This window comes from Pseudoalteromonas sp. S2893 (assembly GCF_005887105.1).
Lineage (GTDB): Bacteria > Pseudomonadota > Gammaproteobacteria > Enterobacterales > Alteromonadaceae > Pseudoalteromonas > Pseudoalteromonas atlantica.
On sequence record NZ_PNCY01000035.1, the window covers coordinates 1 to 26,159 of the forward strand.

26 protein-coding genes are annotated in these 26,159 nt (G+C 41.4%); 7 read left to right on the plus strand and 19 right to left on the minus strand.

Going from position 1 to position 26,159, the window contains the following annotated elements:
* Nucleotides 1-43: 43 nt before the first annotated feature.
* From CWC04_RS15995 to cutA, 15 genes are all read right to left on the minus strand, one after another.
* Nucleotides 44-682 (minus strand): tetratricopeptide repeat protein, encoded by a 639-nt coding sequence (locus tag CWC04_RS15995; protein ID WP_029772606.1) that lies wholly within the window; start codon nt 680-682, stop codon nt 44-46.
* A gap of 111 nt (nt 683-793) precedes the next feature.
* Nucleotides 794-2,107, minus strand: a complete 1,314-nt coding sequence (locus CWC04_RS16000; protein WP_004587661.1) for an adenylosuccinate synthase — start codon at nt 2,105-2,107, stop codon at nt 794-796.
* 216 nt (nt 2,108-2,323) lie between these two features.
* Entirely contained in the window at nt 2,324-3,202 is an 879-nt protein-coding gene (gene hflC / locus CWC04_RS16005; RefSeq protein WP_138685876.1) for a protease modulator HflC, read from the minus strand.
* A gap of 5 nt (nt 3,203-3,207) precedes the next feature.
* Nucleotides 3,208-4,380 (minus strand): FtsH protease activity modulator HflK, encoded by a 1,173-nt coding sequence (gene hflK / locus CWC04_RS16010; RefSeq protein ID WP_004587663.1) that lies wholly within the window; start codon nt 4,378-4,380, stop codon nt 3,208-3,210.
* Between the two features lie 100 nt (nt 4,381-4,480).
* Nucleotides 4,481-5,770: a ribosome rescue GTPase HflX gene (hflX, locus tag CWC04_RS16015; RefSeq protein WP_138685877.1), complete on the minus strand. Its 1,290-nt coding sequence runs from the start codon at nt 5,768-5,770 to the stop codon at nt 4,481-4,483.
* Nucleotides 5,771-5,785: 15 nt separating this feature from the next.
* The gene (gene hfq, locus CWC04_RS16020) at nt 5,786-6,049 is read right to left on the minus strand and encodes an RNA chaperone Hfq (protein ID WP_004587665.1); all 264 of its coding nucleotides are present in this window, start codon (nt 6,047-6,049) and stop codon (nt 5,786-5,788) included.
* A gap of 77 nt (nt 6,050-6,126) precedes the next feature.
* On the minus strand, nt 6,127-7,044 hold the full coding sequence (miaA, locus tag CWC04_RS16025) for a tRNA (adenosine(37)-N6)-dimethylallyltransferase MiaA (RefSeq protein ID WP_138685888.1): 918 nt from the start codon (nt 7,042-7,044) through the stop codon (nt 6,127-6,129).
* Between the two features lie 10 nt (nt 7,045-7,054).
* A complete protein-coding gene (mutL, locus tag CWC04_RS16030) occupies nt 7,055-8,917 on the minus strand; it encodes a DNA mismatch repair endonuclease MutL (protein ID WP_138685878.1) in 1,863 nt (620 codons plus the stop codon).
* 34 nt (nt 8,918-8,951) lie between these two features.
* The gene (locus CWC04_RS16035) at nt 8,952-10,295 is read right to left on the minus strand and encodes an N-acetylmuramoyl-L-alanine amidase (RefSeq protein WP_138685879.1); all 1,344 of its coding nucleotides are present in this window, start codon (nt 10,293-10,295) and stop codon (nt 8,952-8,954) included.
* Nucleotides 10,296-10,465: 170 nt separating this feature from the next.
* Entirely contained in the window at nt 10,466-10,942 is a 477-nt protein-coding gene (gene tsaE / locus CWC04_RS16040; RefSeq protein ID WP_138685880.1) for a tRNA (adenosine(37)-N6)-threonylcarbamoyltransferase complex ATPase subunit type 1 TsaE, read from the minus strand.
* A 125-nt stretch (nt 10,943-11,067) separates the two neighbouring features.
* Entirely contained in the window at nt 11,068-12,408 is a 1,341-nt protein-coding gene (gene accC / locus CWC04_RS16045) for an acetyl-CoA carboxylase biotin carboxylase subunit (protein ID WP_024031477.1), read from the minus strand.
* 25 nt (nt 12,409-12,433) lie between these two features.
* Nucleotides 12,434-12,910: an acetyl-CoA carboxylase biotin carboxyl carrier protein gene (gene accB / locus CWC04_RS16050; RefSeq protein WP_138685881.1), complete on the minus strand. Its 477-nt coding sequence runs from the start codon at nt 12,908-12,910 to the stop codon at nt 12,434-12,436.
* A gap of 32 nt (nt 12,911-12,942) precedes the next feature.
* On the minus strand, nt 12,943-13,395 hold the full coding sequence (gene aroQ / locus CWC04_RS16055) for a type II 3-dehydroquinate dehydratase (RefSeq protein ID WP_024031479.1): 453 nt from the start codon (nt 13,393-13,395) through the stop codon (nt 12,943-12,945).
* A 228-nt stretch (nt 13,396-13,623) separates the two neighbouring features.
* Entirely contained in the window at nt 13,624-15,438 is a 1,815-nt protein-coding gene (locus CWC04_RS16060) for a protein-disulfide reductase DsbD (RefSeq protein ID WP_138685882.1), read from the minus strand.
* Complete coding sequence (gene cutA, locus CWC04_RS16065) at nt 15,438-15,758, minus strand: divalent-cation tolerance protein CutA (protein ID WP_029772613.1); 321 nt, start codon at nt 15,756-15,758, stop codon at nt 15,438-15,440. The genes CWC04_RS16060 and cutA overlap by 1 nt, the downstream gene beginning before the upstream one ends.
* Nucleotides 15,759-15,946: 188 nt before the next feature.
* Between cutA and CWC04_RS16070 the strand changes: the two genes are divergently transcribed.
* The 4 genes from CWC04_RS16070 (at nt 15,947) to CWC04_RS16085 (ending at nt 19,627) form a co-directional block, all read left to right on the plus strand.
* Nucleotides 15,947-16,423 carry an FxsA family protein gene (locus tag CWC04_RS16070; protein ID WP_138685883.1) on the plus strand — a complete coding sequence of 159 codons (477 nt, stop codon included), beginning with the start codon at nt 15,947-15,949 and terminating at the stop codon, nt 16,421-16,423.
* A 109-nt stretch (nt 16,424-16,532) separates the two neighbouring features.
* Complete coding sequence (locus CWC04_RS16075) at nt 16,533-16,820, plus strand: co-chaperone GroES (RefSeq protein ID WP_004587676.1); 288 nt, start codon at nt 16,533-16,535, stop codon at nt 16,818-16,820.
* A gap of 48 nt (nt 16,821-16,868) precedes the next feature.
* Nucleotides 16,869-18,518 carry a chaperonin GroEL gene (groL, locus tag CWC04_RS16080; protein WP_029772614.1) on the plus strand — a complete coding sequence of 550 codons (1,650 nt, stop codon included), beginning with the start codon at nt 16,869-16,871 and terminating at the stop codon, nt 18,516-18,518.
* Between the two features lie 356 nt (nt 18,519-18,874).
* Entirely contained in the window at nt 18,875-19,627 is a 753-nt protein-coding gene (locus CWC04_RS16085; RefSeq protein WP_010556695.1) for a hypothetical protein, read from the plus strand.
* A 122-nt stretch (nt 19,628-19,749) separates the two neighbouring features.
* Here the strand turns inward: CWC04_RS16085 and CWC04_RS16090 are convergent, their stop codons facing one another.
* Both CWC04_RS16090 and CWC04_RS16095 read right to left on the minus strand, forming a co-directional pair.
* Nucleotides 19,750-20,700, minus strand: a complete 951-nt coding sequence (locus CWC04_RS16090) for a hypothetical protein (RefSeq protein WP_249326173.1) — start codon at nt 20,698-20,700, stop codon at nt 19,750-19,752.
* An 8-nt stretch (nt 20,701-20,708) separates the two neighbouring features.
* On the minus strand, nt 20,709-21,275 hold the full coding sequence (locus CWC04_RS16095) for a recombinase family protein (RefSeq protein WP_021032401.1): 567 nt from the start codon (nt 21,273-21,275) through the stop codon (nt 20,709-20,711).
* A 197-nt stretch (nt 21,276-21,472) separates the two neighbouring features.
* Here CWC04_RS16095 and CWC04_RS16100 point away from each other — a divergent pair, with 197 nt between their 5' ends.
* On the plus strand, nt 21,473-21,832 hold the full coding sequence (locus tag CWC04_RS16100) for a hypothetical protein (protein WP_138685885.1): 360 nt from the start codon (nt 21,473-21,475) through the stop codon (nt 21,830-21,832).
* Nucleotides 21,833-21,885: 53 nt separating this feature from the next.
* Here CWC04_RS16100 and CWC04_RS16105 read toward each other — a convergent pair whose 3' ends face one another.
* Nucleotides 21,886-23,175 (minus strand): site-specific integrase, encoded by a 1,290-nt coding sequence (locus CWC04_RS16105; protein ID WP_138685886.1) that lies wholly within the window; start codon nt 23,173-23,175, stop codon nt 21,886-21,888.
* A 244-nt stretch (nt 23,176-23,419) separates the two neighbouring features.
* Here CWC04_RS16105 and CWC04_RS16110 point away from each other — a divergent pair, with 244 nt between their 5' ends.
* Nucleotides 23,420-23,686 carry a hypothetical protein gene (locus tag CWC04_RS16110; protein WP_126008387.1) on the plus strand — a complete coding sequence of 89 codons (267 nt, stop codon included), beginning with the start codon at nt 23,420-23,422 and terminating at the stop codon, nt 23,684-23,686.
* Nucleotides 23,687-23,910: 224 nt separating this feature from the next.
* Nucleotides 23,911-24,303 (plus strand): VOC family protein, encoded by a 393-nt coding sequence (locus CWC04_RS16115; protein ID WP_004587679.1) that lies wholly within the window; start codon nt 23,911-23,913, stop codon nt 24,301-24,303.
* Nucleotides 24,304-24,307: 4 nt separating this feature from the next.
* Here CWC04_RS16115 and CWC04_RS16120 read toward each other — a convergent pair whose 3' ends face one another.
* Nucleotides 24,308-25,780 (minus strand): NAD(P)H-hydrate dehydratase, encoded by a 1,473-nt coding sequence (locus CWC04_RS16120; protein ID WP_138685887.1) that lies wholly within the window; start codon nt 25,778-25,780, stop codon nt 24,308-24,310.
* Nucleotides 25,781-26,159: the final 379 nt, after the last annotated feature.

Genomic DNA, 26,159 nt, shown 5'->3' on the forward strand with positions numbered 1-26,159 from the left:
ACCTATTTCAGGACGGGACATAAATAGCGTGCGTTATCGGCACTTACATGGGCAATCGGGCGCGGGCAACAACGCTGTCGGGCATTTTTTTAGCGAGTAAGCTAAGCGCACGCTCAATTTTTTTATGGGTTGCTTTATCTGCCACCATGGCATTGAATAACCAGCGATACGCATCTTCAAAGTCACGTGGGCTTCCGTAGCCTGCATTAAAAAGCTTAACCAGCCTTAGCTGTGCTTTTAAGTTCCCTTGCGCTGAGGCCTCTCGTAAGTAGGTAATGGCCATAGCTTTATCTTGCTGCACTAAGCGACCCGTGTCGTAATAACGTCCAAGCTGCTCTAATGCAGCCGCTAAGCCTTGTTCAGCCGCTTTACGCATGTAGTACACACCTAATTCCACATTGCGTTCAACACACACGTTATATGCCAGCATATCGCCATATAAAAATTGGTAAGATGGCAGCGCCATTTTATTGGCCCTTGCCTCTATATCTTGTACTAATTGGCAATCGTCTGCCTTTACACGCTGCAGATGTGTATTTTTATTTATTAGTGCAATCAGCTCCGGTTCGGTATAAAGCGGCACCGCAGCAGGCGTTTCTTCAGCTAACACATTGCTACTTATAGATAAAAGTAACGGAGTGAGCAAAGACGCTAGAAAAGTGTTACAGGTAGATAGGCGCATGTTTACCACGTATAAAATAAAACTTATCAAATAATATACAAAGATCGTTCCAAGGTGAATTTTAGGCATAAAAAAAGCTGCAAAAGCAGCTTTTTTTAAAACTAATGGTGATTAAGCAAACGGGTTGCGAAGTACCATTGTTTCTACACGATCTGGGCCGGTAGAAATAATATCAACAGGTACACCTGTGATTTCTTCGATACGCTTGATGTAGTCAATCGCAGCTTTTGGTAAGCCTTCAAGGCTAGTTACACCAACTGTGTTTTCAGACCAACCTGGCATCTCTTCATATACTGGTGTTACTTTCTCGTAACCTTCAGCAGCTAATGGCGTTACATTAGTCACTGTGCCATCTTCAAGCTGGTAACCAGTACAGATTTTAAGCGTTTCTAAACCATCTAAAACATCTAACTTAGTTAAACAAAAACCAGAGATGCTGTTGATTTGAACTGCGCGGCGCATTGCCACAGCATCTAACCAACCAGTACGGCGTAAACGACCTGTTGTCGCGCCAAACTCATGACCTTTATCACCTAAGTGCTTACCCACTGGGTCTTGTTTTTCAAGGCCATCGTAAAGCTCTGTAGGGAAAGGACCAGAACCAACACGTGTAGTGTACGCTTTAATAATACCTAACACGTAGTCAAGGTTTAATGGACCAAAACCAGCACCAGTCGCAACGCCACCAGCAGTGGTGTTTGAAGAGGTTACATAAGGGTAAGTACCGTGATCGATATCAAGTAATGTACCTTGTGCACCTTCAAATAAAATGTGTTCGCCCGCTAAACGTGTTTGATCTAAAAGCTCAGTTACATCAACAACCATTGCTTTTAAGATGTCTGCAACAGCCATTGCATCATCAAACGTTTTTTGGAAATCAACAGCATCTACTTTGTAGTAGTTAACTAAAGTGAAGTTATGGTATTCAAGTACTTCTTTTAGTTTAGCTGCGAATAATTCTGGATTGAATAAGTCACCTACGCGTAAACCGCGACGGGCTACTTTATCTTCGTACGCAGGACCGATACCACGGCCAGTTGTACCAATTGGCTTGTCGCCGCGAGCAGTTTCGCGAGCTACATCTAATGCAACATGGAAAGGCAGAATTAACGGACATGCTTCACTAATTAAAAGACGCTCACGTACAGGTACGCCACGCTCTTCTAACATGCCAATTTCTTTCATTAGCGCTTCTGGTGATAAAACCACACCATTACCAATCACACATTTAACATTGTCACGTAATACACCCGATGGAATAAGGTGTAGAACTGTCTTTTCACCGTCAATAACTAAAGTATGACCCGCATTGTGGCCACCTTGGTATCGAACTACTAAAGATGCTTTGTCTGTAAGGAGATCAACAACCTTACCCTTACCTTCGTCACCCCATTGGGTGCCTAATACAACAACGTTTTTACCCATTGTAAATTCACTTCGAGAAAATTAGGACGAGATTTTACCAGAAAACGGAAGTAAAGATCACCCCTGTTCAGCTTATTTTTTCTGCGCGTATTTTTTAGGCCATCACACTTTTTAAATAACCACATATATAACAGTAATTTAAAGTTTTAAATTATGCTTAACAAAAAGCCCCGCATAGGCGGGGCTTTATAACTTTTTAAATGATTAAGGCATCGCTTATTGCGCTGCAGCGCCTTTCATATATTTAAAGAAGTCACTATCTGGTGAAAGTACCATAACATCTTGTTTATCTTTAAAGGTCTTTTTATACGCCTCTAAAGAACGAACAAAACCAAAGAACTCTGGATCTTTGTTGTATGCTTTAGCATAAATAGCGGCAGCTTCTGCATCACCTTGACCACGTACTGAGCGCGCATTACGCTCTGCATCAGCAAGCATTACCGTTACACGGCGGTCAACATTAGCACGAATAGTTTCTGCTTTTTCTTGACCTTCCGAGCGGTGCTCTTTTGCAACAGCAGTACGCTCAGCGCGCATACGTTGGTAAATAGAGCTACTCACTTCTTGTGGTAAGTTAATTTGCTTAACACGCACGTCAAGTACTTCAATACCTAACTCGCGCGCACTTTCAGAAGCTTGTACTAACGCCTCTTCCATTAGCTCACTACGTTCACCCGATACAATCTCGCGAATAGTACGCGTACCAAAGTTAGTACGCAGACCATTATTAACTTTTTGCTTTAGTAGTGTTTCAGCATATTGCTTATCACCACGAGCACGAAGGTAAAATGCGCTAAAGTCGTTTACGCGCCATTTAACAAACGAATCAACAATTAAGTCTTTTTTCTCGCTTGTTACAAAGCGGTCTGGCGTACCATCTAGCGTTTGAATACGTGCATCAATACGACGTACTTGGCTAAAAAATGGTACTTTTAAGTGAAGGCCTGGGCTGTATACAACGGCATTGTCTTCACTGTCTTTTTCAACTTTGCTAAATAGCAGCACAATCGCTTTTTGCCCTTCAGGTACTACAAATACCGCAGAGAAAGACATAACAATGGCAGCTAATAGTATGACTAAACTAAAGTTTTTCATTACGCTTATCTCCCGTTATTGTTAAAGCGATCACTGTTAAAACGGTCATTACCGCTATTCACAGTGCTATTTCGTGATGTATTTACTTTATTGCGTAAATCTTGAATATCACTTGAGCTTGGTAAAGCTACACGTGTTGCAGTGCCTTGCTTTTCCATAATTTTATCAAGTGGTAAGTACATCATGTTGTTACCGCCTTTAACATCAACAATGACTTTAGAACTGCTGCTAAGCACCTCTTCCATAGCATCAATGTATAAACGTTCGCGCGTTACTTCTTTAGCTGCTTGATACTCAGGTAATAGTTTTTCAAAACGAGCCACTTCACCTTGTGCTTCAAGTGTAATGCGTTCTTGATAACCTTCTGCTTCTTGCGTCATACGTGTTACTTGACCACGCGCGCGCGGTTCAATTTCACGTGCATACGCTTCTGCTTCACGGATGAAACGCTCTTCATCTTCTTGTGCGGCAATAGCGTCATCAAATGCATCTTTTACTTCAGTTGGTGGACGTGAATCTTTAAAGTTCACATCGGTCACAATTAAACCTAAGTTATACGGTTCGATGATTTTATTAAGCTCATCCCACGTATTTTGACGAACAACTTCACGGCCATTAGTCAGTACTTGGTCCATTTTTGCATGGCCAACAACGTAACGTAACGCGCTATCAAGCGCTTCTTCTAAGCTGTTATCAGCATTAGTTACGCTAAACTTGTAAAGGTACGGGTCAATAACACGGTATTGCACTTCAAACTCAACGCTTACTACGTTTTCATCTTCCGTTAGCATAAACCCTGATGCAGATAATGAACGCACAGCTTCAATATCTACTGGAATAACCGTTTCAATAAAGGTCATTTTCCAGCGTAAGCCTGGCTCTGCAATACGGTCATACTTACCAAATTGCAGTACCACACCACGTTCGGCTTCTTTAACCGTATAAATACCACTTAACGCCCACACAATTGCGGCGATAATGAGGATAAATGAAATACCGGCTCCGCCAAGTCCACCGCCACTATTATTGCCGGATTTTTTACCGCCAAATATGCCGCCTAACTTGTTGCTAAACTTACGGAACACCTCGTCTAAATCAGGTGGGCCTTGATCACGTCCGCCTTTATTGTTCCACGGATCTTTGTCATTGCCATTATTACCCGGTTCATTCCAGGCCATAGCTATACTCCATTGTTATCTAAATAAATTAGGAAATTGTGTTAAATCTATCAAATCTACCGCGTTTCTCATACAAAAACCGACATTTATATGCCAATTTTTAATCGCGATTGATAAAACCCTCAATTTCAGGACCAAACTCTTTAATTAATCGGTTCCATTCAACCATAGGTAAACGTACATCCAACAACCAGTTACCATGTTCATCAAAGCGCTCTTCATGGACTGCACTTAAGCTAAATAAAGACGCTCTTAAGCGGCCATATTGAGGGGCAAGTAATAACGTACCACTAAACATTTTCTTAGCAAGCAGGTCACTTATTGCTTCGCTAAGTAGCTCACACCCTTCGCCGGTTTGTGCAGATAACCATACTCTTATAGGCTGCCCTTGGTCATCCCGATCAATTCGTGGGCTTACATCGTCAAGCGCATCAATTTTGTTATAAACTAATAATTGCGGTACTTCATCAGCTTCAATCTCTTTTAAAACCGACTGTACTTCCTCTATGTTTTCGCGTCTGCGCGGGTCTGCCACATCAATTACATGTAATTGTAGGTCGGCTTCACGCGTTTCTGTTAATGTTGCTTTAAAGGCTGCCACTAAGTCATGTGGTAAGTGGCGAATAAATCCCACTGTATCGGCCAAAATAACCGAACCAACATCACCTATATCAAGTTTACGTAGTGTTGGGTCAAGCGTGGCAAAAAGCTGATCCGCTGCGTATACATCTGAGTCAGTTATACGGTTAAACAGGGTTGATTTACCTGCATTGGTATACCCTACAAGCGACACGGTAGGAATTTCGTTACGCGTACGCGCACGTCTACCCTGCTCACGTTGTACAGCCACTTTGGCTAATCGGGCACGAATATTTTTAATGCGCGCGCGCAATAAACGTCTATCGGTTTCAAGCTGTGTTTCGCCTGGGCCTCGTAAACCTATTCCCCCTTTTTGGCGCTCAAGGTGAGTCCACCCTCGGATTAATCGAGTAGACATATGCCTAAGCTGAGCAAGCTCTACTTGTAGCTTACCTTCGTGGGTACGGGCTCTTTGGGCAAAAATATCAAGAATAAGTGTTGTTCTATCAAGTACACGACATTGGCAAACGCGCTCTAAATTACGTTCTTGAGACGGACTTAATTGATGATTAAAGATGACAACATCTGCATTGTGGATTTTGACAATCTCAGCTATTTCTTCTGCTTTACCGGTACCGACGAATAGTTTCGGATGTGGTGCTTGGCGGCTGCCTTGCACAACCGCCAAACTACTAACACCAGCAGAAGATACCAACAACTCTAATTCATGAAGATCTTCACGATCGCCATCTTTAGGTAAGTCGATATGAACTAAGACTGCCTGTTCGCCGGATTCATAGCGGTCAAACAAGCATTACGCTCCTAATTAAATATTTCCTGGTTCTTGCTCTTCAGTGTCATCGCTCCCTTGAACACCTTGGAAGTTGACTGCACGAGCAGGTACAACTGTTGAAATTGCGTGTTTATACACCATTTGGTTTACAGTGTTTTCAAGTAAAATAACAAATTGGTCAAATGACTGAATTTTACCTTGTAATTTTATGCCATTTACCAAAAAGATTGATACTGGAATGCGCTCACGACGTAGTGCATTCAAAAATGGGTCTTGTAACGATTGGCCTTTTGCCATGTTATTGTTCCTTCGTTCTAGGTGTTATTATAATTTAAGTAGCTGAACTTATTTAATTAAATAATTCGCAACTACTACTAGCTTAGCGAACTTACTACGCGTTGCAAGTTTTCTTCATCGTCTGTTGTTAACCAAGTAACATCAGGCCAACTCCGTAACCACGTTAGCTGACGTTTTGCCAGTTGACGCGTTGCAGCAATGCCGCGAAAAACCATCTCATCATGGTCTACTTCACCCGCAAGGTAATCCCACATTTGTCTATAACCTACACAACGAATAGAAGGCATATTGGGGTGTAAATCCTTACGTAGATATAGGGTCGAAACTTCTTTTTCAAACCCCTGTTCTATCATTATTTTAAACCTTTTTTCAATTCGCTGATGTAATTCACTGCGATCATCAGGCGCAATCGCAAATTGATGAAAAGTATAAGGTAACGTTGGCTGCTTTTGCTTTTGCAATTCAGTCATTGTTTTACCACTAATACGGTAAACTTCCAAAGCTCGATTTATTCTTTGTGAATCATTTTCACTTATTTTGTCGGCCGCTTGCGGATCTACTTTAGCCAGCTCTTGATGTAAATGTGGCCAGCCAAACTGTTTTGCTTGCGATTCAAGCTCTGCTCTAACGACTGGGCAGGCTTCTGGCAGTGGCGATAATCCATCAATTAAAGATTTAAAGTACATCATGGTGCCACCCACTAATATTGGTACTTTACCTTGTTGATGGAATTCATCAATTTTTTTTATCGCATCACGTCTAAAATCGGCAACCGAATAGGTTTCGCTCGGATCGAGTAAATCAATTAAATGATGCGGAGCACGAGCAAGCTCTTCTGCATCGGGCTTTGCCGTACCTATGTCCATACCTTTATACACTAACGCTGAATCAACGCTGATTATTTCTGTATTTAAGTGCTCACACAGTGAAATTGCCAACGCCGTTTTACCAGCTGCGGTTGGGCCCATTAAAAATATGACCGGTAAATTGCTCAACACGGGTACCTTAATTTAATTGCGTTAAATAGTGTTCTAGGTCTATTTTAACTGCTTTTTCTTTTAAACGTTCAATTGTTTGCGGATTATTTTGTAAGCTAATTTTTAATTCAATAAATGCATTACTTTCATAAAAGCGTTCTGGTACACAACTAAGCTGCCATGTAAGCCACGCTTGTAACTCGTGGAGCTGTGTTTTACATGCGCCAAGCAAGCTTTCAACCGCAGCTGATACTTCAAGTAAATATAAACACGTGGGTAGCTTTTTAACCATCACAAACTGTTTTTCTATAACTAGCTCAAAGCCTAATAAAGTAAACCACGATTGCTGCTGAGCTATTAGTTCGCAGTCAGCTTTTTCAAGGTTAACCCTCACTGGTAGTAACAAGGCTTTACCCTCTAAATTACCCAACTCTTTTATTTGTGCATGCCAGTAATCAACAAGTGCATGCTTATAATGTGAGCAAAATAACTGCTGCTGCTGAGTAAATACACACACGCCTTTATTTACATTTAATACCTGCACACTTTTTAATGCGTGTGCAGCGCTCCCATCAATAACGGGCTGCGTTGATACACTATGCTCAAAATGAGCGGCTTGTTGCTCACTCACCCCTTGATAAAATGCATTTACATCGTGATGATTTGCACCATGTTTTTGAGACGGTGAAGCATACCCCGTAGCGCCCCCCCCTGACCCTGCGCGATTAGAGGAGGCACGACTAGTAAAACCACCGTTTTGTGAATCGATTGGCTGCAACTGTGACTTAGGGTAATCATACCCCTGCTGAACTGGCTGGTTATTAGCCGCATGACTTGGCTGCTCAATAAACGCCGAGGATTGGTAATCGTCTGTGGGCGCTTGATTAGTTGCAAATTCGCCTTGTAGAGGCACAACTACTTGCTTAATTGCCTGTAATATAAAGTCGTGCACTAACCGGCCTTGATGAAAACGCACCTCGTGCTTTGCAGGATGAACATTTACATCCACTTGCCTTGGGTCAATATCAATATAAATAACAAAACCTGGGAGTTCTTGCGCTCCACTTACCTCTTCAAACGCCTGACGAATAGCATGTAAAATTAGCTTATCGCGCATCATGCGATTATTTACATATGTATATTGCGTGGTATTAGCTGATCCCACTGGCAATACCCAACCATGTAGCTGTAAACCACTTTCACCAGATTGAATATGCAATCCTTGCTCAGCAAAGGCTTTACCTGCAACTTGCGCCACCCGAGTAATCGCTTGATTTGGATCGGTTTTAGCACGGTACTGCCTAACTACCTTTTGGTTATGCGTCAGTGTAATCGACACATCAAAACGACTCAGTGCAATACGCTTTATAAGCTCATCAATGTGGCTAAATTCGGTTTTTTCGGTGCGTAAAAACTTGCGCCTTGCTGGGGTGTTAAAAAATAAATCTTTAACTTCTATCGTTGTGCCATCTGGGTGGGCTACCGGCTTTACTTGCACGTCCATATCGCGGCCCTGTGCAAACGCTTGCCACGCTGCATCTTGTGCTTTGGGCTTTGAGCTAAGCGTTAAACGCGATACCGAACTAATAGATGCAAGCGCTTCCCCTCTAAACCCTAAAGAACAAATGTTTTCTAAATCATCGAGTGATTTAAGTTTACTTGTTGCATGGCGCGAAAGCGCTAAAGTGAGCTCATTTTTGCCAATACCTGAGCCATTATCACGAATACGAATAAGCTTGTGGCCGCCCCGCTCTATGTCTATTTGCACACGCGTTGCGCCCGCGTCTAAGCTGTTTTCTACTAATTCTTTAACCACTGAAGCCGGGCGTTCAACCACTTCACCTGCCGCTATTTGGTTAGCTAATCGTGCAGGTAATATTTCAATACTCATGAGGCCCCTAATACGTGTACAGGTTTAATAAACATCAACTCTGCGGTATGTCCAGCTCTTGACCTATAAACAAGGTGTTTGAGCGTAGTTGATTAACTTGCTTTAATTTGGCTACCGATACGCCATACCGACTCGCTAATAGGCTTAGCGATTCACCCGGGCGAACTTTATGTTTAGTTGGGTACTGCGATTTTAGCTTTGCAAATAACGAATCATCTGGTGGGTTTTTTAAGTAATAATTTTTTATAGACGTAAACATCGCTTTAGCTAAGCGTTCCTGATGATTAGCGCTTTTTAACATGCGCTCTTCACGGGGGTTTGAAATAAAACCTGTCTCAACCAAAATGGAAGGGATATCTGGCGACTTTAATACGGCAAGACTTGCATGTTGTGGATCTTTTTTATGTAATTTAGCGACCTTTTTTAGCTCTTTTACTACTTCTTCGGCCACACTAAGCCCTGTTTTCATTGAGTGGTCCATCGACATATCGAGTAGCGCTTGCGCGAGGTATTTTTCGTTAGCAGCATCTTTAATTACATCGGCTGCACCACCTAAAAGCTCTGAGTGTTTTTCTTTATCTTCTATCCATTTACCAATCTCAGAATTAGCGCGACCAAGCGATAACACCCACACCGAAGCACCATTTGGCCCAGGGCTGGTAAATGCATCAGCATGAATTGACACTAAAAAGTCGGCTTTTTTCTGGCGTGCTCGGTTGGTACGGGTATTAAGCTTAACAAAGTAGTCGCCACTTCTTACCATGCGCGAAATCATGCCACGTTCGCCGTCAATCATACGCTCTAAACGTTTAGCTATTTGTAGAGTAATGGTTTTTTCATACGTACCGGAGGGGCCAATAGAACCTGGGTCTTCTCCGCCATGGCCCGCATCAATTGCAATAACAATGTCTCGTTCTTGGCTTAATTGGCGCTTTTTAGCTGCTTTTTGGGCAGGTGTAGTACTTACTGCGGGTTCACTTTTATTATATAAATCCACCACCAGCCTGTTTTTGTACGGGCCAGTAGGTGCCAGCGCAAAAATAACCGGCTTAATAGGCGCGGTTAGCTCAAATACAAAACGTACACTTTGTTTATTTTTAGGCTTTGAATAGCGCAGCTTGCTTACAATTTTGTGCTTAGAAGGAATACTCGGTAATACTTTTAACCCTTTGGTGTTTTCAAGGTCGACCACTAAGCGACTCGGGTTTTTAAGCATAAAATAGCTGAAATCGGGCTTATCATCTAAATCAAATACCACCCGCGTGCTATCTGGCGAGGGCCATACTCGTACACTATTTATGGTATTTTTTGCCCACAACGGTAAGCTCACAGCGAGAACTATGAAACAAATAAAAAGTTTAACTACACCTCGATTCATTATAACTACCATTGCCTTAACTATTTATTATTATGAGAGCGGGCGCCTTGACCCGCTATTAGCTTATTAACCTAAACGTTGGATAGTAAATCTACCTTAAGCTGCTATTTTGTACGCCAACTAAAAAGGTAACTTTGATGCTTTTATATTTCAATGTGTTAGTAAGTATATTAACTCGGGTTTAGGTTAGTTAGCTTTTCGACAATTGCTATTCCGCGCTCGCTGGCACTATTCATAACAATTTTGCGCTCATCGCCAACGTAACTTAAGGTAATATCTAAATCGGGAACTGGTATAAATTCTCCCCCTTTTTCTGGCCACTCAACAATACAAATAGCCTGCTCAGAAAAGTAATCTCTTATACCCATGTACTCAAGCTCTTCAGGATCGCCTAACCGGTATAGGTCAAAATGATACACATTAGCACGTGTCAGTTCGTATGGCTCTACCAGCGTATAGGTTGGGCTTTTTACCTTACCAGTGTGGCCAAAGCCTTGCACTACACCACGCGTAAATGTTGTTTTACCTGCGCCTAAATCACCGTGTAAATAAATTACTGCACCTTGCTCTATAATAGCAGCCACTTTGTTACCCATTGCTACTGTGGCTATTTCATCATTTAGGTGAGTTTCAAAACTACGCGTCATTGTTACCTCAAAAATTTACTAAAAGCGCATCTTTGCTAATCATACCAGAATATTTCTTGAAGGCGATAAATTGGCGTTTTAGGCATAAAAAAACCGGCCTAAGCCGGTTTTAATTAACTGGGGCTTTATAGCCCTAGTTTTTTCTCAAGGTAGTGGATATTTGTACCACCACTTTGGAAGTTTTCGTCTGCAAGAATTTTCTTATGTAATGGCGTGTTTGTTTTGATGCCATCAATAACTAATTCGTTCAACGCATTACGAGCACGGGCAATAGCCACATCACGGTTTTCACCGTAAGTAATAAGCTTACCAATCATCGAATCGTAATGTGGGGGTACTGTATAGTCAGCATAAATATGGCTATCCCAACGAATACCTAAACCACCTGCAGGGTGGAAACGTGTAATTTTACCCGGCGACGGGATAAACGTTTCTGGGTCTTCTGCGTTAATACGACATTCAATTGCATGGCCGCGGATAACCACGTCATCTTGCGTGAAAGATAGCGGTTGCCCAGCAGCAATTTTTAGCTGCTCTTTAATTAAATCAACACCGCTTACCATTTCAGTCACTGGGTGCTCAACTTGAATACGGGTGTTCATTTCGATGAAGTAAAATTCGCCGTTTTCGTATAAAAACTCAAACGTACCCGCACCACGGTAACCAATTTCGATACATGCACGTGTACAGCGCTCACCAATAAATTTACGCACTTCTGCCGTTATACCTGGGGCAGGCGCTTCTTCAACTACTTTTTGGTGACGACGTTGCATAGAACAGTCACGCTCACCTAAATGAACAGCATTACCTTGCCCATCAGCAAGTACCTGAATTTCAATATGGCGAGGGTTTTCAAGGAATTTTTCCATGTAAACCATACTATTACCAAAAAACTGTTTCGCTTCTTGTTGAGTAAGTGCGATTGAATCAATTAATTCAGCTTCGCTACGTACTACACGCATACCACGGCCACCACCGCCACCAGCGGCTTTAATAATTACCGGGTAACCAATGCGCTTTGCAATTTGCATGTTGCGTTCTTTGTCATCCGATACCGGACCGTCAGAACCTGGTACACATGGTACACCGGCTTTACGCATTGCATTGATTGCCGATACTTTATCGCCCATAAGACGAATAGTGTCGCCTTTTGGACCAATAAATACAAAGCCACTTTGCTCAACTTGGTCAGCAAAATCTGCATTTTCTGAAAGAAAACCATATCCTGGGTGAATCGCTACAGCGTCTGTTACTTCAGCTGCCGCAATAATGCGCGGAATATCTAAGTAACTTTCAGTGGCTGGAGGTCTACCGATACAAATGGTTTCATCTGCAAGTAATACGTGCTTAAGATCGCGATCCGCCGTTGAATGCACAGCAACCGTTTTGATCCCAAGCTCTTTGCAGGCGCGCAATACGCGAAGTGCTATTTCACCTCGGTTTGCAATGACTACTTTATCTAACATAAGAGTTGGCCTTTAGGTTACTAAATTATTCAATGATGAATAGAGGTTGATCAAATTCTACTGGTTCGCCATTTTCAACTAAAATAGCTGTAACTGTACCCGCTTTATCTGACTCAATTTGGTTCATCATTTTCATTGCTTCAACGATACATAAAGTATCACCTACTTTAACTTGAGAACCAACTTCTACGTATGCTGGCGCTTCTGGAGAAGCTGCTGAGTAAAATGAACCAACCATAGGTGATTTAACTTGATGGCCTGCAGGCGCTGCTGGTGTAGCATCGGCTTCAACGGCTGGCGCAGCTTGTGCTGGTGCCGCAGGTGCTGGTGCCGCAGGTGCTGGAGCAGCAAATTGCTGTGGTGCGTACTGAGCGTAAGCAGGGCCTGCGCTCATGTTGTTACGGTTAATACGTACTGATTCTTCACCTTCAGTGATTTCTAGCTCAGCAATACCTGATTCTTCTACTAATTCGATTAGCTTTTTGATCTTGCGAATATCCATGAACGACCCGCCTATAAGTTTGTTAGTTTAAATTAATTCGAGTTTTGCAACCGGCTCACGGCAGCGTTCAATGCTGCGTGGTAACCCATTGCACCTAATCCACATACCACACCTTGCGCCACATCAGAAAAATACGAATGATGACGAAATGCTTCACGTGCATGCACATTACTTAAGTGCACCTCAAAAAAAGGAATATCAACGCTTAACAATGCATCACGTAAAGCGACGCTAGTATGCGTAAATGCAGCAGGATTAATAATTATGTAATCAACTGCCTGCCAAGCATCGTGTATTCTTTCAATAAGGGCTTGCTCACTATTACTTTGAAAATGCGTAAGCTGAACATCTAGACCCTCTGCGGCAGTCGTTAGTTCGCTCATAATTTCACCAAGAGTGTGCAAACCGTACTTTTCTGGCTCACGCTTTCCTAGCATGTTTAAATTTGGACCATTTATAACTAAAAGTTTAAATTTTGCAGCCATAATACGCGATATATCCTCTAAGTAATGAGTTAAGCCGTTGCGAGCTAATTTTGTACACTAAAGTAAGTATAAAAAACAAAAATTGCAACAAATTCTCACGTTAGCCAACTATTATAGTCAGTTCGATGTAAATAGCAGCAAAATACTGGTCTAATCTCTGGAGGTGTAATAAATATGACGTAATTGAAGGCAAGCCACTTGGTAAGCCCAAGCGGCTAAATTGCACTATTATTGTGCGCTGGCGCGCACTGCAGCTAGGTGGGTGGCAAAATCATCGGCGTTTAAAAATCCTGTAACGCGCTCTGAACTTAGCTCTTGCCCTTGTGTGTTAAAAAACAAAATACTGGGTAAACCAAACACAGTGAACTCTTCCATTAGCTCAATGGTGGTGTCATCACTTTGCGTTAAATCGATTTGAATTAACTGATAGTGACTAAACTCGCTCTGTACTTTGGCATCTGGAAATGTGTAATGCTCAAACTCTTTACATGCCACACACCAATCGGCGTATAAATCAACCATCACCAGTTTGCCTTGCTGATTAGCTTCAGCAACAGCGTCTTTTAGCTCGGTTAAATTAGCCACTTGTTTAAACTCATTACTTTGCTGACTAACCTGCTCAACCTGTTGCTGCGGCCAAATAACGTTTTTAGCTAATGTAAAACCAGTAAGTACTAAAAATGTAGCACTAAACCAAAGCGCTGTTTTAAGCTTGCTTTGTGGCTGAGCACTCTGCCAATAGTGTAAATAAATAGCCGTTGCCAGTGCTAAAATACCCGCCATAAGTAAAATAATGTCGGCGCTTATTATTCGCTCCAACAAAATAAGTGGCACAACAAGCATAATAAAACCAAATAACGTTTTAACTTGCTCCATCCAACCGCCTGCTTTAGGAAGCAATTTGCCACCAGACGTACCGAGTAATAAAAGCGGTAGGCCCATTCCTAAACTTAATACATACAGGGTTAAACCACCGACAAGGTAGTCACCACTTTGCGCTACAAATAATAGCGCAGCAGACAACGGAGCTGTGGTACAAGGTGATGCAATTAAGCCCGACAATACCCCCATTAAAAACACACCTAGGTAATTGCCGCCTTTTTGGTTATTACTGACTTGCGTTAGCTTGCTCATCATGGCGCTGGGTAACTTAATTTCGTACCAGCCAAACATCGACATTGCGAGCAATACAAACAGTAAACTAAAACTAATAAGTACATAAGGGTGTTGTAAATACCCTTGCACTTGCCCGCCTAAGGCCGCCACTACTAATCCTAATGCAGCATAAGTAAGCGCCATACCTTGTATATATACAAACGACAACGCAAACGCTTTTTTAGTAGATAGATTTTGCTGCCCTGCAATTAAACTCGATAAAATAGGAAACATAGGGAACACACAGGGTGTAAACGCAAGCCCCACCCCAACAGCAAAAAATATGAGTAAATTGGTTACTAAACTTTGACTTGCTAATCGCTCTGTAAAACTTAAATCTTGTGTGGTTGTATTACTTTGGCTACGCGTTGAGTCTACAGAAGGAGTCAATGCGTTTAATGTATCAGCGGCATCAGCAGATGAGTTTTTACTTTGCGCTTGCTCTGAGGCAATAACGCCTAAAGGAATACTAATAACCTCAGGCGGATAACATAGCCCTGCTTTGGCACAGCCCTGATAACGCACCTTTACAACAGCACCCTCTGTAACATTACTGAGCTTACTTATAACACTCACACTATTGAAAAAAACTTCGGTTTTGCCAAAAAACTCGTCTTCAATTATTTCGCCAGAACCGGCATCGCCTACCTTTATGTTGGCGCCTTTGGCGATAATTTCTATTTTCTTTTTATAAAGGTAATAATCAGGGGCTATATCCCACCCCACAAATAAAGTGCTACCTTGCTGATCAAAATCAAATACAAACGCTTGGTCTACGGGTAAAAAGGTTTGCTGTGGCGGGGCAAGTAAATCACCTAGCACATTATTGGTGTTTGCCTTTGCCGGAAGCGCCAGCAAGCTAACCAATAATAAAAAGAAAAACCGCATTAATTTAATACCTCATCCATCCAATGAAAATAAGCCAAATTACCAGTGGCCACATCAACCACTTGAATTTCGGGTACTTCGTAGCTGTGTAAACTTTTGATGGTTTCAAAAACATCATTCATTTTTTCTGATTTTGTTTTAATCAGTAGCTTTGCTTCTATCTCTTGGGCAACATCGCCTTCCCACATATAAACTGAGGTCATATTTGGTAAAATATTTACACACGCCGCTAATTTTTGCGCTACAAGTGCTTTTGCTAAAGTGCGTGCTTCAGCCTCATCTTTGCACGTGGTAAATATCAATTTAAATTGCGTAGTCATAATTAACCTTTACTAATTTATAGGGAACTAATGCAATAGTATCTGATAGCTAGTGTAATGTGTAGGCGATGAATAATTGTAGATATTAAGCAATTATTAATCACTTTAAGCTCAACCTTGAAAATAGACCCTTTCACCCTCACTTATATTTCATCCACTCTTTTGAGTGCCATTATTTAGAGAGCCCTATGTTTAGATTTTTATTTGTGTTGTTTATTATCATTCCTATCATCGAAATTGCGCTACTAATACAGGTTAGCGATGTAATTGGTGGATTTGCGACTATAGCCCTAGTGATTGTTACAGCTATTTTGGGCGCCAGAATGGTTAAACAACAAGGTATGGGTGCATTACAAAATGCACAAAGCCAAATGGCCCAAGGGCAAATGCCAGCTAAAGAATTATTTACCGGTATTTGCGTGATCATTGCGGGTGTTTTATTGCTAACCCCAGGCATTATGACCGATGTATTCGGCCTACTATTATTAACCCCCTCAATACGCAACAAACTTGCTGCAGGCCTTGCAAGTCAAGCAACGGTACGCATGAGCACAGGTGCACAGCAAGGCTCTTCAGCCTTTACACAACACGTACACTCGCAGCAAGAACAACAGCATGTAAATAAACCAACTACCATTGATGGCGAGTATGAGAGAAAAGATTAAAAATTTATCGATTTTTCTCTTGGAATTTTACACTCTACCCCCATTAATGAATGCAAATTAGAAAAGCTTTTTTCTGTACTGTTCAGAAACTGTTAGGAGAACTAAAAAAATGAACATTCGTCCTTTACAAGATCGCGTAATCGTTAAGCGTCTAGAAGAAGAAACCAAGTCTGCTGGCGGTATTGTATTAACTGGCTCTGCAGCTGAAAAATCAACTCGCGGAGAAGTTATTGCTGTTGGCAATGGTCGCGTTCTAGATAACGGTGACGTTAGAGCTTTAGAAGTAAAAGCCGGTGACACTGTGTTATTTGGCTCATATGTTGAAAAAACTGAAAAGATCGAAGGTCAAGAGTACCTGATCATGCGTGAAGACAACATTTTAGGCATTGTAGGCTAACCCTACTTTTCGTTTAACAAACATTTAAGAATTTAGAGGAAATTAAAGATGGCAGCAAAAGAAGTACTTTTTGCAGGTGACGCACGCGGTAAAATGCTAACAGGCGTAAATATCCTAGCAAACGCAGTAAAAGTGACCTTAGGTCCTAAAGGCCGTAACGTAGTACTAGATAAATCATTTGGCTCTCCAGTGATCACTAAAGATGGTGTATCTGTGGCAAAAGAAATCGAACTTGAAGACAAGTTTGAAAACATGGGTGCACAAATGGTGAAAGAAGTTGCATCTAAAGCAAATGATGCAGCGGGTGACGGTACTACTACCGCAACTGTACTTGCGCAATCTATTGTTAATGAAGGCCTTAAAGCGGTTGCTGCGGGTATGAACCCAATGGATCTTAAGCGCGGTATTGATAAAGCAATTATCGCTGCAGTAGAAGAGCTTAAAGCGCTATCTGTACCATGTGCTGATACTAAAGCTATTGCACAAGTAGGTACTATTTCAGCTAACTCTGATAAAGAAATTGGCGACATCATTGCACAAGCAATGGAAAAAGTAGGCCGTAACACCGGTGTTATTACTGTAGAAGAAGGTCAATCACTAGAGAACGAACTAGATGTTGTAGAAGGCATGCAGTTTGACCGTGGTTACCTATCTCCGTACTTTATCAATAACGCTGAAAAAGGCGCTGTTGAGCTAGACAACCCGTTCATTCTACTTGTAGATAAAAAAGTATCTAACATTCGTGAGCTACTACCTACATTAGAAGCCGTTGCTAAAGCAAGCAAGCCACTATTAATCATTGCTGAAGACTTAGAAGGCGAAGCACTTGCAACGCTTGTAGTTAACAACATGCGCGGTATTGTTAAAGTATCAGCAGTTAAAGCCCCTGGTTTTGGCGACCGTCGTAAAGCAATGCTACAAGATATCGCGGTACTAACTGGCGGTACTGTTATCTCTGAAGAAATTGGTTTAGAGCTTGAAAAAGCAACTATCGAAGACCTAGGTACTGCTAAGCGTGTAGTAATCACTAAAGATGATACAACTATCATTGATGGTGCGGGTGAAGAAGATGGCATTAACGGCCGTGTTGCTCAAATTAAAGCACAGATTGAAGAAGCAACGTCTGACTACGATAAAGAAAAACTACAAGAGCGTATGGCTAAACTTGCCGGCGGTGTTGCAGTAATTAAAGTAGGCGCAGCGACTGAAATTGAAATGAAAGAGAAAAAAGACCGTGTTGAAGATGCATTACATGCAACTCGTGCAGCGGTTGAAGAAGGCGTGGTACCTGGTGGTGGTGTTGCTCTAGTACGTGCTGCTAGCAAGCTAGTTGAGCTACTTGGCGACAACGAAGACCAAAACCACGGTATTAAAGTTGCACTTCGTGCGATGGAAGCACCACTTCGTCAAATCGTAACAAATGCAGGCGACGAAGCGTCAGTAGTAATAAACGCTGTTAAAGGTGGCGAAGGTAACTACGGTTACAATGCAGCCTCTGGCGAATACAACGACATGCTTGAAATGGGTATCCTAGATCCAACTAAAGTAACGCGCTCTGCACTACAATTTGCAGGTTCGATTGCAGGTCTAATGATCACTACCGAAGCAATGGTTGCTGAAATCCCTAAAGAAGAAGCTGCTGGTGCCCCTGATATGGGTGGCATGGGCGGAATGGGTGGTATGGGCGGCATGATGTAATCATCACAACCCATATTAACCATTGATTTATAAGGGTTTATCCACTCTGCGTAGAGACATATGTAGAGACATGGATAAACCCTTTTGTATACTTAGGTATACACCTGCCCTACTTTCCTATTCTACCTAGCAAATAAAACTACTTCTTCAGACCCTCTTTTAAATTATTTAGGTTAGCTCACTACATATATTAAGCCATAGGGGGAGTATTAGGGGTGCTAAAGCACCTTTGCGATTGCATCGACTCACTACGCTTAAAAAAAACGTGTTTTATATTTATCTGTTTTTTATAAATGTAGAGCAAGTATGATAAGTGCGTTAAGCTTAGCTATAAAAGTCATATTCATATTGGAGCTATGGTGTATAACAAAAAGGAAGTTAAAGAAATCATATGGAAAAAATGGCTATTCCCAGACTTTTCTAACAAACTCACTTGGTTCATTGGGGGTACTGGAGCAGCAATCATTTTAACCCCAACCCCTTTTAAACACCTATTTTACAATTGGCTGGTAGATACCTTTAATTTAAACTCTGGTATTCCTTATACCCTATCAGATTTGCAAAACAGTACAGCTGATTATTCTTTAGGGTTTGGTTTAATCTTTTTGGCTCTTCTACACAATATTGGTTATCGAGTCCTCATATATAAGACTGAGCAACTATCTCAAAACAAGAAACAAGCTCAAATTGATGTAGATGAAAAACTATTTATAGAGTTTGCTGCTTTATTACCAGCAGATGGTCTTGATGTATGCACATTAAAAGACCACGACTTTGGTAATGCTTACCATAGAGGTAGCTTTGATGCTTTAGAGAAGTTTGTTAATACATGGGATCACGCTCAGAAATCCTTTTTAGATAAAGAGCTTGAGTCTAAAAGAAATAATTTTTTAGGCAAGGCAAAGCATTTTATTCATACCCTCGCAGTTAGGTCTTACCCTATTGGTAATGGCGATGTGTTCTCTTGTATTCCAGATAGATACAGAGGTTCATACGACTGGCCAGATAATGTTAGTGAGCAAATTAGTGAGCTAAATGACTTAGCAACAGAACTATTTGAGCTACATAGAGAGTTCATACTTTCGACTAGACTTCGCTTAGTATGTTGATTTAACTTACCTGTAAACCTGTTGTGTACACCAAGGAAACCACACTGTACACATGTGTACACTAGGCTCTATTTCCTTATACAGACTATGTGCGGTCTTCCTTTGAGGGCTATTCAACGGCTCTAAAAGGCGTCATATGAGCTTTCAGGTATTGATACGCCATCCCAATTATCTGGCGCTTCGTCACTCTCTAACGTTCCTGCTTGTTCAAGCCATTTATCCCTTCTGGTAATAGAAATCCCAAGGGTAGAGCCTCTAGCAGTTTTACGTAGGGCTTCCCTAAAGTTATCTTCACCAACAGATTCTATTAGGCTGTCTATCTTGGCATATGCCTCTTCTATTAGATAATGTCTGTATTCTTCATTATCCATATCCTTAGGGGTGTAGCTTTTTCCTGAGACAATATCAGAGAGCCTTCTAATCTTTGGAAACCCTCTTGCATCCCAAGTGGAGCTTTTAGCTGCCTCTGTGTATCTATTCTCTAGTTTTTTTTGTAGCTGGCGGGTAAAACTATCAAGAGAGCTATAATCTTCCAGCTTACCTTGAATAGCTTCTGCACAAGCTCTAAGGGCTCTCATTACATGGTTTGCTTGTCCTCGACTGCAGCCAATAAGCTTTGTAAGCTCACTAACACTATAATCATATTTTCCAGCTATAACTAATGATCTAAACTTAGACTGATTGACTTCGTCCTTAGTAACCCCTACACCATGCCCTTGGTTAACTTCTTGAGCCGCAAGGAAAGCCTCTGTGTATGTTCTGTTTCTAACTAGCCTAGCTTTTACCCTAAAATCATCACATTTAGCTTTGTCCATGTACTCTAAGGATGCACTAATACGATGAAAACCATCTATAACAAGCTTCTTTCCAGAAACCTCAAACACAGTTATTGGTTGCTTTATTCCTACTCCATTGTGAAGGTCGTCTAAGATTTCTTTTGATTGGCTCTCTTGCTTAAGCTCTTGAGCGCGTCTTGTATTCTTATCTCTAATTAAATTAGTGTCTCGCCCTTGCATAGCAGGGTCTAAAATCACTTCTCTTGGGTTAATGTCTATAAAACTACTATCAGACATGTATTGGTTCATTGAGGCTTCTCTATCGCTTCTAGAGCTCTTTGTACTGTGGAAAGGGAAACACCAACCTCTTTAGCTATTTTACGCAAAGATATACCCTGAGAGCGTAATAGCCTGATTTGCTGGTGGTTAGTCTTATTGGTAGGACGGCCACGGTATTTACCAGCAGCCTTGGCTTTTTCGATGCCTTCCTGCCTTCTCTCTTGAATCATAGATAACTCGAATTGAGCAACTGCCCCCAACATACTCAGCATTAACTCAGACATTGGGTCAGAGCCACCAGCTTTAAAGCAGAGGCCTTCCTTATGAAACTTCACTTTGACCCCTCTACCATTCCAATCAGTAACAATCTGCTTCAAGTCTAAGAGGTTACGTGCAAGTCTATCAATGCTATGGATATGTACAGTGTCACCTTCCCTGATGTATTCCTTTAGCTCATTTAAGGCTGGTCGTTGAGCAGAGCCGCCACTACATTTATCAACAAACTTCTTTGTAAAACTAATCTTTACGTCAGCAAGTTGTCGTTCCGTGTTTTGGTCTGTAGAAGAGACCCTCATATAAGCTATGTGTGCCACATCCTGTACTCGTTTAATTCTAAGAGGCGGGAAATAATAATGTGGTCTTAATTTAAAGTAAACCCTAACAGGTACTGTTTGATCACGTTATGGCCATACCTGTTTAGGTATACCCTAAAGGTACGCTTTTAAAGCTTGTCCATAACAACACTCTATGATCAAATAACCTCTATAAATACGTTATTAAGAGAGTACAAATGAGAGCAACTTTAGTCATGTTATTAGCCTTTGGAACCACTGGTTGTGCTACAACTGCGCAAGATAAAGCCCAGCACAGTGTATCAAATCAAGATGCGAAAGCTATTGAGCTAATGGCTCCTGTTACTATTTCAAATTTGTTCAACACCCATACTTTAAAAGCTGGTATATATATTCAAACTGGCGCAGATGATTCAGGTGAATATTATACCCCAAGTACTAACAACCTAATTACCGCGCCACAAATTAGAGGCATATACATTCCAAATGATTCACAGGAAATTTGTGCAGTTTATTATGAGTTCAATAACTGTGAACCCGCAAGCTATAAAAGCTTAGGCCTATATAGGCTACAATAGCCAATTGTTTATCTAACGATAGTTTTAAAGGGCGGCTTAGCGCCCTCTTTTCATTATAACCAATCTCGCTCTATTACTTTAGCAGCAAGCTCCGTATATTCGCATAGTACTTTTAGCTCATCACCTTTGGCGTAATAACCATAAGTCATTGTCTTACCGCCTTTATGACCCACAGCAAATGCAGCACTGTCCTCATCTATACCAGCCCTTTGATAAGCCGTACTCATATGCACCCTAAATGAATGAAATGTTCGACTTTTATCCTTTGTCACATTAGCTGATTTATAGTTACTAAAGACTCTTGAGGCTTGTTTACCATCCATTCCAATGATACTTTGACCTACTTCAGAATCCTCCAAACGCCTCCTTACGATGTCATGAACCCTCTTAGGAAGTGGAACAGTTCTAGTCGCTGATGCTGTCTTACCCTTTCTTATATATAACGCCATTAGCTCACCCTCGATATACACATCTTCTTTAGTTACAGCACAAATTTCAGATATTCGACATCCAGTGAATAAACCTAAATAAACGAGAGCTTTGATGCCTTCATCTTCAGAGTTAGCCCAGCTAATTATTTCGCGAATTTCATCACGACTAAATAGCTGTTTCTTTTCAATAGTCTTGTCTGCTTCATAATGAGTAAGTATGTGAGAGTCGAAAGGGTTCTCGCGTTTATCAATTTCTGCAATTCTCCACGCATGCTCGTAGATACTTTTCAATCTACTCAAATGACCCTTAACTGTACTTACTGCTACCTCCTGAATGAGTTCGTCTATAAAACTAATCACCTGCTTTCTTTCAATACCCATTAGCGGCATATCGTGTACGTTTAGGTGCCTCAAGAAACGACTAGCGGTAGACTTCATTTTGACTATAGTATCTTGGTTTCTCTGTTTGTTTTTACGTAACCAATCATTAAGAGCTTCTCTCATGGAATAGGTATATTTTACAGGTATTGTCCCAGTCTTAACTGCCTTAGCTGCTTCTTGTCGTATCTCTGGATGTTCTTCTGTTCCAACCAAAATAGAGTCTTCAAACTGATAATATGCCTCGTATTTATCACCCCTAGCATCACGCTTTGCTTGCTCCAAGTTATTATAGAAGCTCATAAAGGTACTACGCCCACCATCAATAGCTTGTTCCTTCTGGACAGCTAGCTGCCCTAACAAACTGTCTCTACGTAACCTAGCAGTCTTAATACAGCTCGTTTGAAGTGACTTTACGTAAATCTCTTTACCGTCATATAAGTGTCTAACTTCCTTAGGTATTCTTATTTGAAACATCCAGACATCACGATTCTTACGTTTTTTAAGGTATTTGTTATTACTAGCTTCTGCCATTGTTGAATATACCCAATAGTGGAGACCAATGTAGAGACAAATAATACCACAACCCTTTATTTACAGTACATACAGAGGCTTAAGGCAGATTTGGAAGGCATGATGTGATCATCCTCCTTTAAGCACCTTGCTTATATAAAACCCAGCTTCGGCTGGGTTTTTGCTTTTTAATACAAGCCTATTGTTATTGCTTAATTTATCTCCAAATCTATACCATGAGTTATTGGATTAAAGGTAAAAGGATTTGCTTAATAATAATGAAATAATCATCTTCTTTATTTTGGTATCACTTATAACAGGGTTAGTGGTATTTATTGCTTGGATTATGCTTAAGCTCGTTATATGGGGTAAGAGCATGTCTAAAGGAGCGTATTTATTTTTAGCATTTTTTCCACTAATTTCACTTATGCCTATTCCACCCCCTACTTATGAAAATGTTCAAAAGGCCAAGCAAGAGCAGCGTAAACGCAAAGAAGACTCAGGTGACGACCCTACGAATGAAGATGACTAAGCCAGTTTAGCTGCGTAAATTAGAACACTTTTTAAGGACGCTTTAAGCATGCTATAGGGTTTAAAATAGAGTGAATCCTTTTACTGCTAGCGATAGATGCGAAGCCAATGTATAACGTATATCTCCCCTTAAAATAAGCTTTAATAAACATTTACCTATACTATTCAACCCTGTATTGATATGTGAAAATACACAAACATAAAACAACTTTAGGTTTTTAAGTTATGCCAAAGCAGCATATAGGTAGTATTGCTCTTGTTGTAAAAGACTATGACGAAGCAATCGCATTTTATACAAAAAAATTAAGCTTTGAATTAGTGGAAGATACGGATTTAGGTGATGGAAAACGCTGGGTGTTAATAACCCCACCCAACTCAAACGGCACACATATATTACTTGCACAAGCCACAGAGCCAGAGCAGTTTAACGCTGTTGGCAATCAAGCAGGTGGCCGTGTATGGCTATTTTTAAACACTGACAACTTTTGGCGCGACTACGAAAGCATGCTAGAAAATGGCGTAGTATTTCATGAGCAGCCTCGTAATGAGCCTTACGGTACGGTGGCCGTATTTGAAGATCTCTATGGTAACAAATGGGATCTTATTCAACAGAGCTAAATACTTAGTTGATTAACGACCTGACTATTTGAAATAAATCCGAGGGTAGCATGCCGCGCTGCCCTTGCTCTTCAGCCGCAACCTCACCTGCTCGAGCATGAAGAGTTACCCCATATCGCGCTGCTTCATCGATACTAAGCCCTTGAGCAAGCAATGCACCAATAATACCTGTAAGTACGTCGCCACTCCCTCCCACGGCAAGTGCTGCGTTACCATTTTCACACACCCAAGTGTTTTTGCCGTTATCAATTAAAGACCCAGCGCCTTTTAATATGCAAGTAGCATTATACCGTTTTGCGCATAGTCGCACGCTTCCAAACCTATTTGACTCTATTTCAGAGGTATTTTTGCTAATGAGCCGAGCCGCCTCACCAGGATGCGGAGTAAGGACACATTGAGCCAACGTATAAGCACTTGCATTTTCAGCTAATAAATTAAGTGCATCAGCATCAAGTACAAGCGGCGTATTGTGCTCTTGGCAATAGTGCATTACAGTGCAAAACGTTTTTTTAGCCCATTCATCCTGCCCAAGTCCAGGGCCAAGTACAACACAACTTGCCCACTCTAAAGCCTGTTCAAGGTTTTCACTCATGACCATTAACTCTGCCCTACCTATGCTTATTGGCATAATAGAACTTTGGTGCGTATAAACCTTTACCATCCCCGCGCCTGCTCTTAGCGCAGCTTCACTACTGAGCCTAATTGCTCCCGCAGTACCTTGGTTGCCCCCTACGCATAATAACTTGCCATGATTGCCCTTATGGCTATTTACAGCCCGAGAGCCCAAGCGTTTAAAGCTGTCTATATTTATCAAGTGAGCACAAGGTGAAGCGAGTTGACTAAAAGTATCTTCAATTGCTAATTCATCGAGAATCAACTCACCGGCATGCTGTTTACCTGTCCCTGTAGAAAGGCCCTGTTTAATCGCAATAAAAGTAAGTGTTTTTGTTGCCTGAATAGCTGCGCCTAATACTTCACCTGTATTTGCATCAATCCCTGAGGGAACATCAATACTTAAAACAGGCTTTTCGCTTTGGTTGATGGCGGTAATAATCTCACAATAATTTTCGCGAACAGGTGAATTAAGCCCAGTACCTAGTAACCCATCAATCACACAGTCGCAGCAATCTAAATCACTCTTTGCAAACTCGTTAACTATGCCACCATTATCAAGCCATAATTGCTTCGCTTTAGCAGCGTCACCACTGAGTGTTTTAGCAGGGTCTATAGCGCAAACTTTAACCTCTGCACCAGAGTCCTTAATTAAACGCGCGGCTATGTAAGCATCACCCGCATTATTGCCATTACCTGCAATAATTAAAGTAAGCTTAGCGTTAAAAGACTGCCACTGCTTGTATACGGACTCTCCCGCTCGCTGCATTAAAGTAAATAAATCTATTCCACATTGCTTAGCCGCCTCACCCTCATAGGAGCGAACCTGATCTTCTGTGTAAATATGCCTTTGTTTATTTAACATAGAAACTCGCCATAAATAAGTGTGTAGATGCCTATAACTATAGCTTGGGATAAAAGAGCACTTTTCAATAGCGGATTTAGCATGCTAAACAGCTATTAAAACTGAAATTGAAGGCTTTAGTACAAAGAGTGTGAGTTCTGTAGTGGGCTTTTGCCGCGGGTTTCGTGATACTCAACCCACGCTACGGAGGTGGTGGAGACTGTGCGAATAATATCTGGAATGTATTTTTACTTTTCTGCGGACGTAAAAAAGCCCGGCTCTTTCGAGTCGGGCTTTCTTGTATTTGGAGCCTGGGGATGTCGTGGTGCCCACAGCGGTAGAGAGTCACATAGCAAATGGGACATTATCATTGTGTCGTGTCGGCCTTTCGTAGGGCTCG

Excerpts from the sequence above, each read along its gene's own strand:
- accC (WP_024031477.1), bottom strand. The coding sequence starts at position 12,408 with ATGTTAGATAAAGTAGTCATTGCAAACCGAGGTGAAATAGCACTTCGC.
- aroQ (WP_024031479.1), bottom strand. The coding sequence starts at position 13,395 with ATGGCTGCAAAATTTAAACTTTTAGTTATAAATGGTCCAAATTTAAAC.
- CWC04_RS16000 (WP_004587661.1), bottom strand. The coding sequence starts at position 2,107 with ATGGGTAAAAACGTTGTTGTATTAGGCACCCAATGGGGTGACGAAGGT.
- CWC04_RS16100 (WP_138685885.1), top strand. The coding sequence starts at position 21,473 with ATGAGAGCAACTTTAGTCATGTTATTAGCCTTTGGAACCACTGGTTGT.
- CWC04_RS16120 (WP_138685887.1), bottom strand. The coding sequence starts at position 25,780 with ATGTTAAATAAACAAAGGCATATTTACACAGAAGATCAGGTTCGCTCC.
- CWC04_RS16035 (WP_138685879.1), bottom strand. The coding sequence starts at position 10,295 with ATGAATCGAGGTGTAGTTAAACTTTTTATTTGTTTCATAGTTCTCGCT.
- CWC04_RS16115 (WP_004587679.1), top strand. The coding sequence starts at position 23,911 with ATGCCAAAGCAGCATATAGGTAGTATTGCTCTTGTTGTAAAAGACTAT.
- CWC04_RS16090 (WP_249326173.1), bottom strand. The coding sequence starts at position 20,700 with ATGTCTGATAGTAGTTTTATAGACATTAACCCAAGAGAAGTGATTTTA.
- CWC04_RS15995 (WP_029772606.1), bottom strand. The coding sequence starts at position 682 with ATGCGCCTATCTACCTGTAACACTTTTCTAGCGTCTTTGCTCACTCCG.
- CWC04_RS16070 (WP_138685883.1), top strand. The coding sequence starts at position 15,947 with ATGTTTAGATTTTTATTTGTGTTGTTTATTATCATTCCTATCATCGAA.
- mutL (WP_138685878.1), bottom strand. The coding sequence starts at position 8,917 with ATGAGTATTGAAATATTACCTGCACGATTAGCTAACCAAATAGCGGCA.
- tsaE (WP_138685880.1), bottom strand. The coding sequence starts at position 10,942 with ATGACGCGTAGTTTTGAAACTCACCTAAATGATGAAATAGCCACAGTA.
- CWC04_RS16075 (WP_004587676.1), top strand. The coding sequence starts at position 16,533 with ATGAACATTCGTCCTTTACAAGATCGCGTAATCGTTAAGCGTCTAGAA.
- accB (WP_138685881.1), bottom strand. The coding sequence starts at position 12,910 with ATGGATATTCGCAAGATCAAAAAGCTAATCGAATTAGTAGAAGAATCA.
- CWC04_RS16085 (WP_010556695.1), top strand. The coding sequence starts at position 18,875 with ATGGTGTATAACAAAAAGGAAGTTAAAGAAATCATATGGAAAAAATGG.
- hflC (WP_138685876.1), bottom strand. The coding sequence starts at position 3,202 with ATGAAAAACTTTAGTTTAGTCATACTATTAGCTGCCATTGTTATGTCT.
- hflK (WP_004587663.1), bottom strand. The coding sequence starts at position 4,380 with ATGGCCTGGAATGAACCGGGTAATAATGGCAATGACAAAGATCCGTGG.
- CWC04_RS16060 (WP_138685882.1), bottom strand. The coding sequence starts at position 15,438 with ATGCGGTTTTTCTTTTTATTATTGGTTAGCTTGCTGGCGCTTCCGGCA.
- groL (WP_029772614.1), top strand. The coding sequence starts at position 16,869 with ATGGCAGCAAAAGAAGTACTTTTTGCAGGTGACGCACGCGGTAAAATG.
- cutA (WP_029772613.1), bottom strand. The coding sequence starts at position 15,758 with ATGACTACGCAATTTAAATTGATATTTACCACGTGCAAAGATGAGGCT.
- CWC04_RS16105 (WP_138685886.1), bottom strand. The coding sequence starts at position 23,175 with ATGGCAGAAGCTAGTAATAACAAATACCTTAAAAAACGTAAGAATCGT.
- hfq (WP_004587665.1), bottom strand. The coding sequence starts at position 6,049 with ATGGCAAAAGGCCAATCGTTACAAGACCCATTTTTGAATGCACTACGT.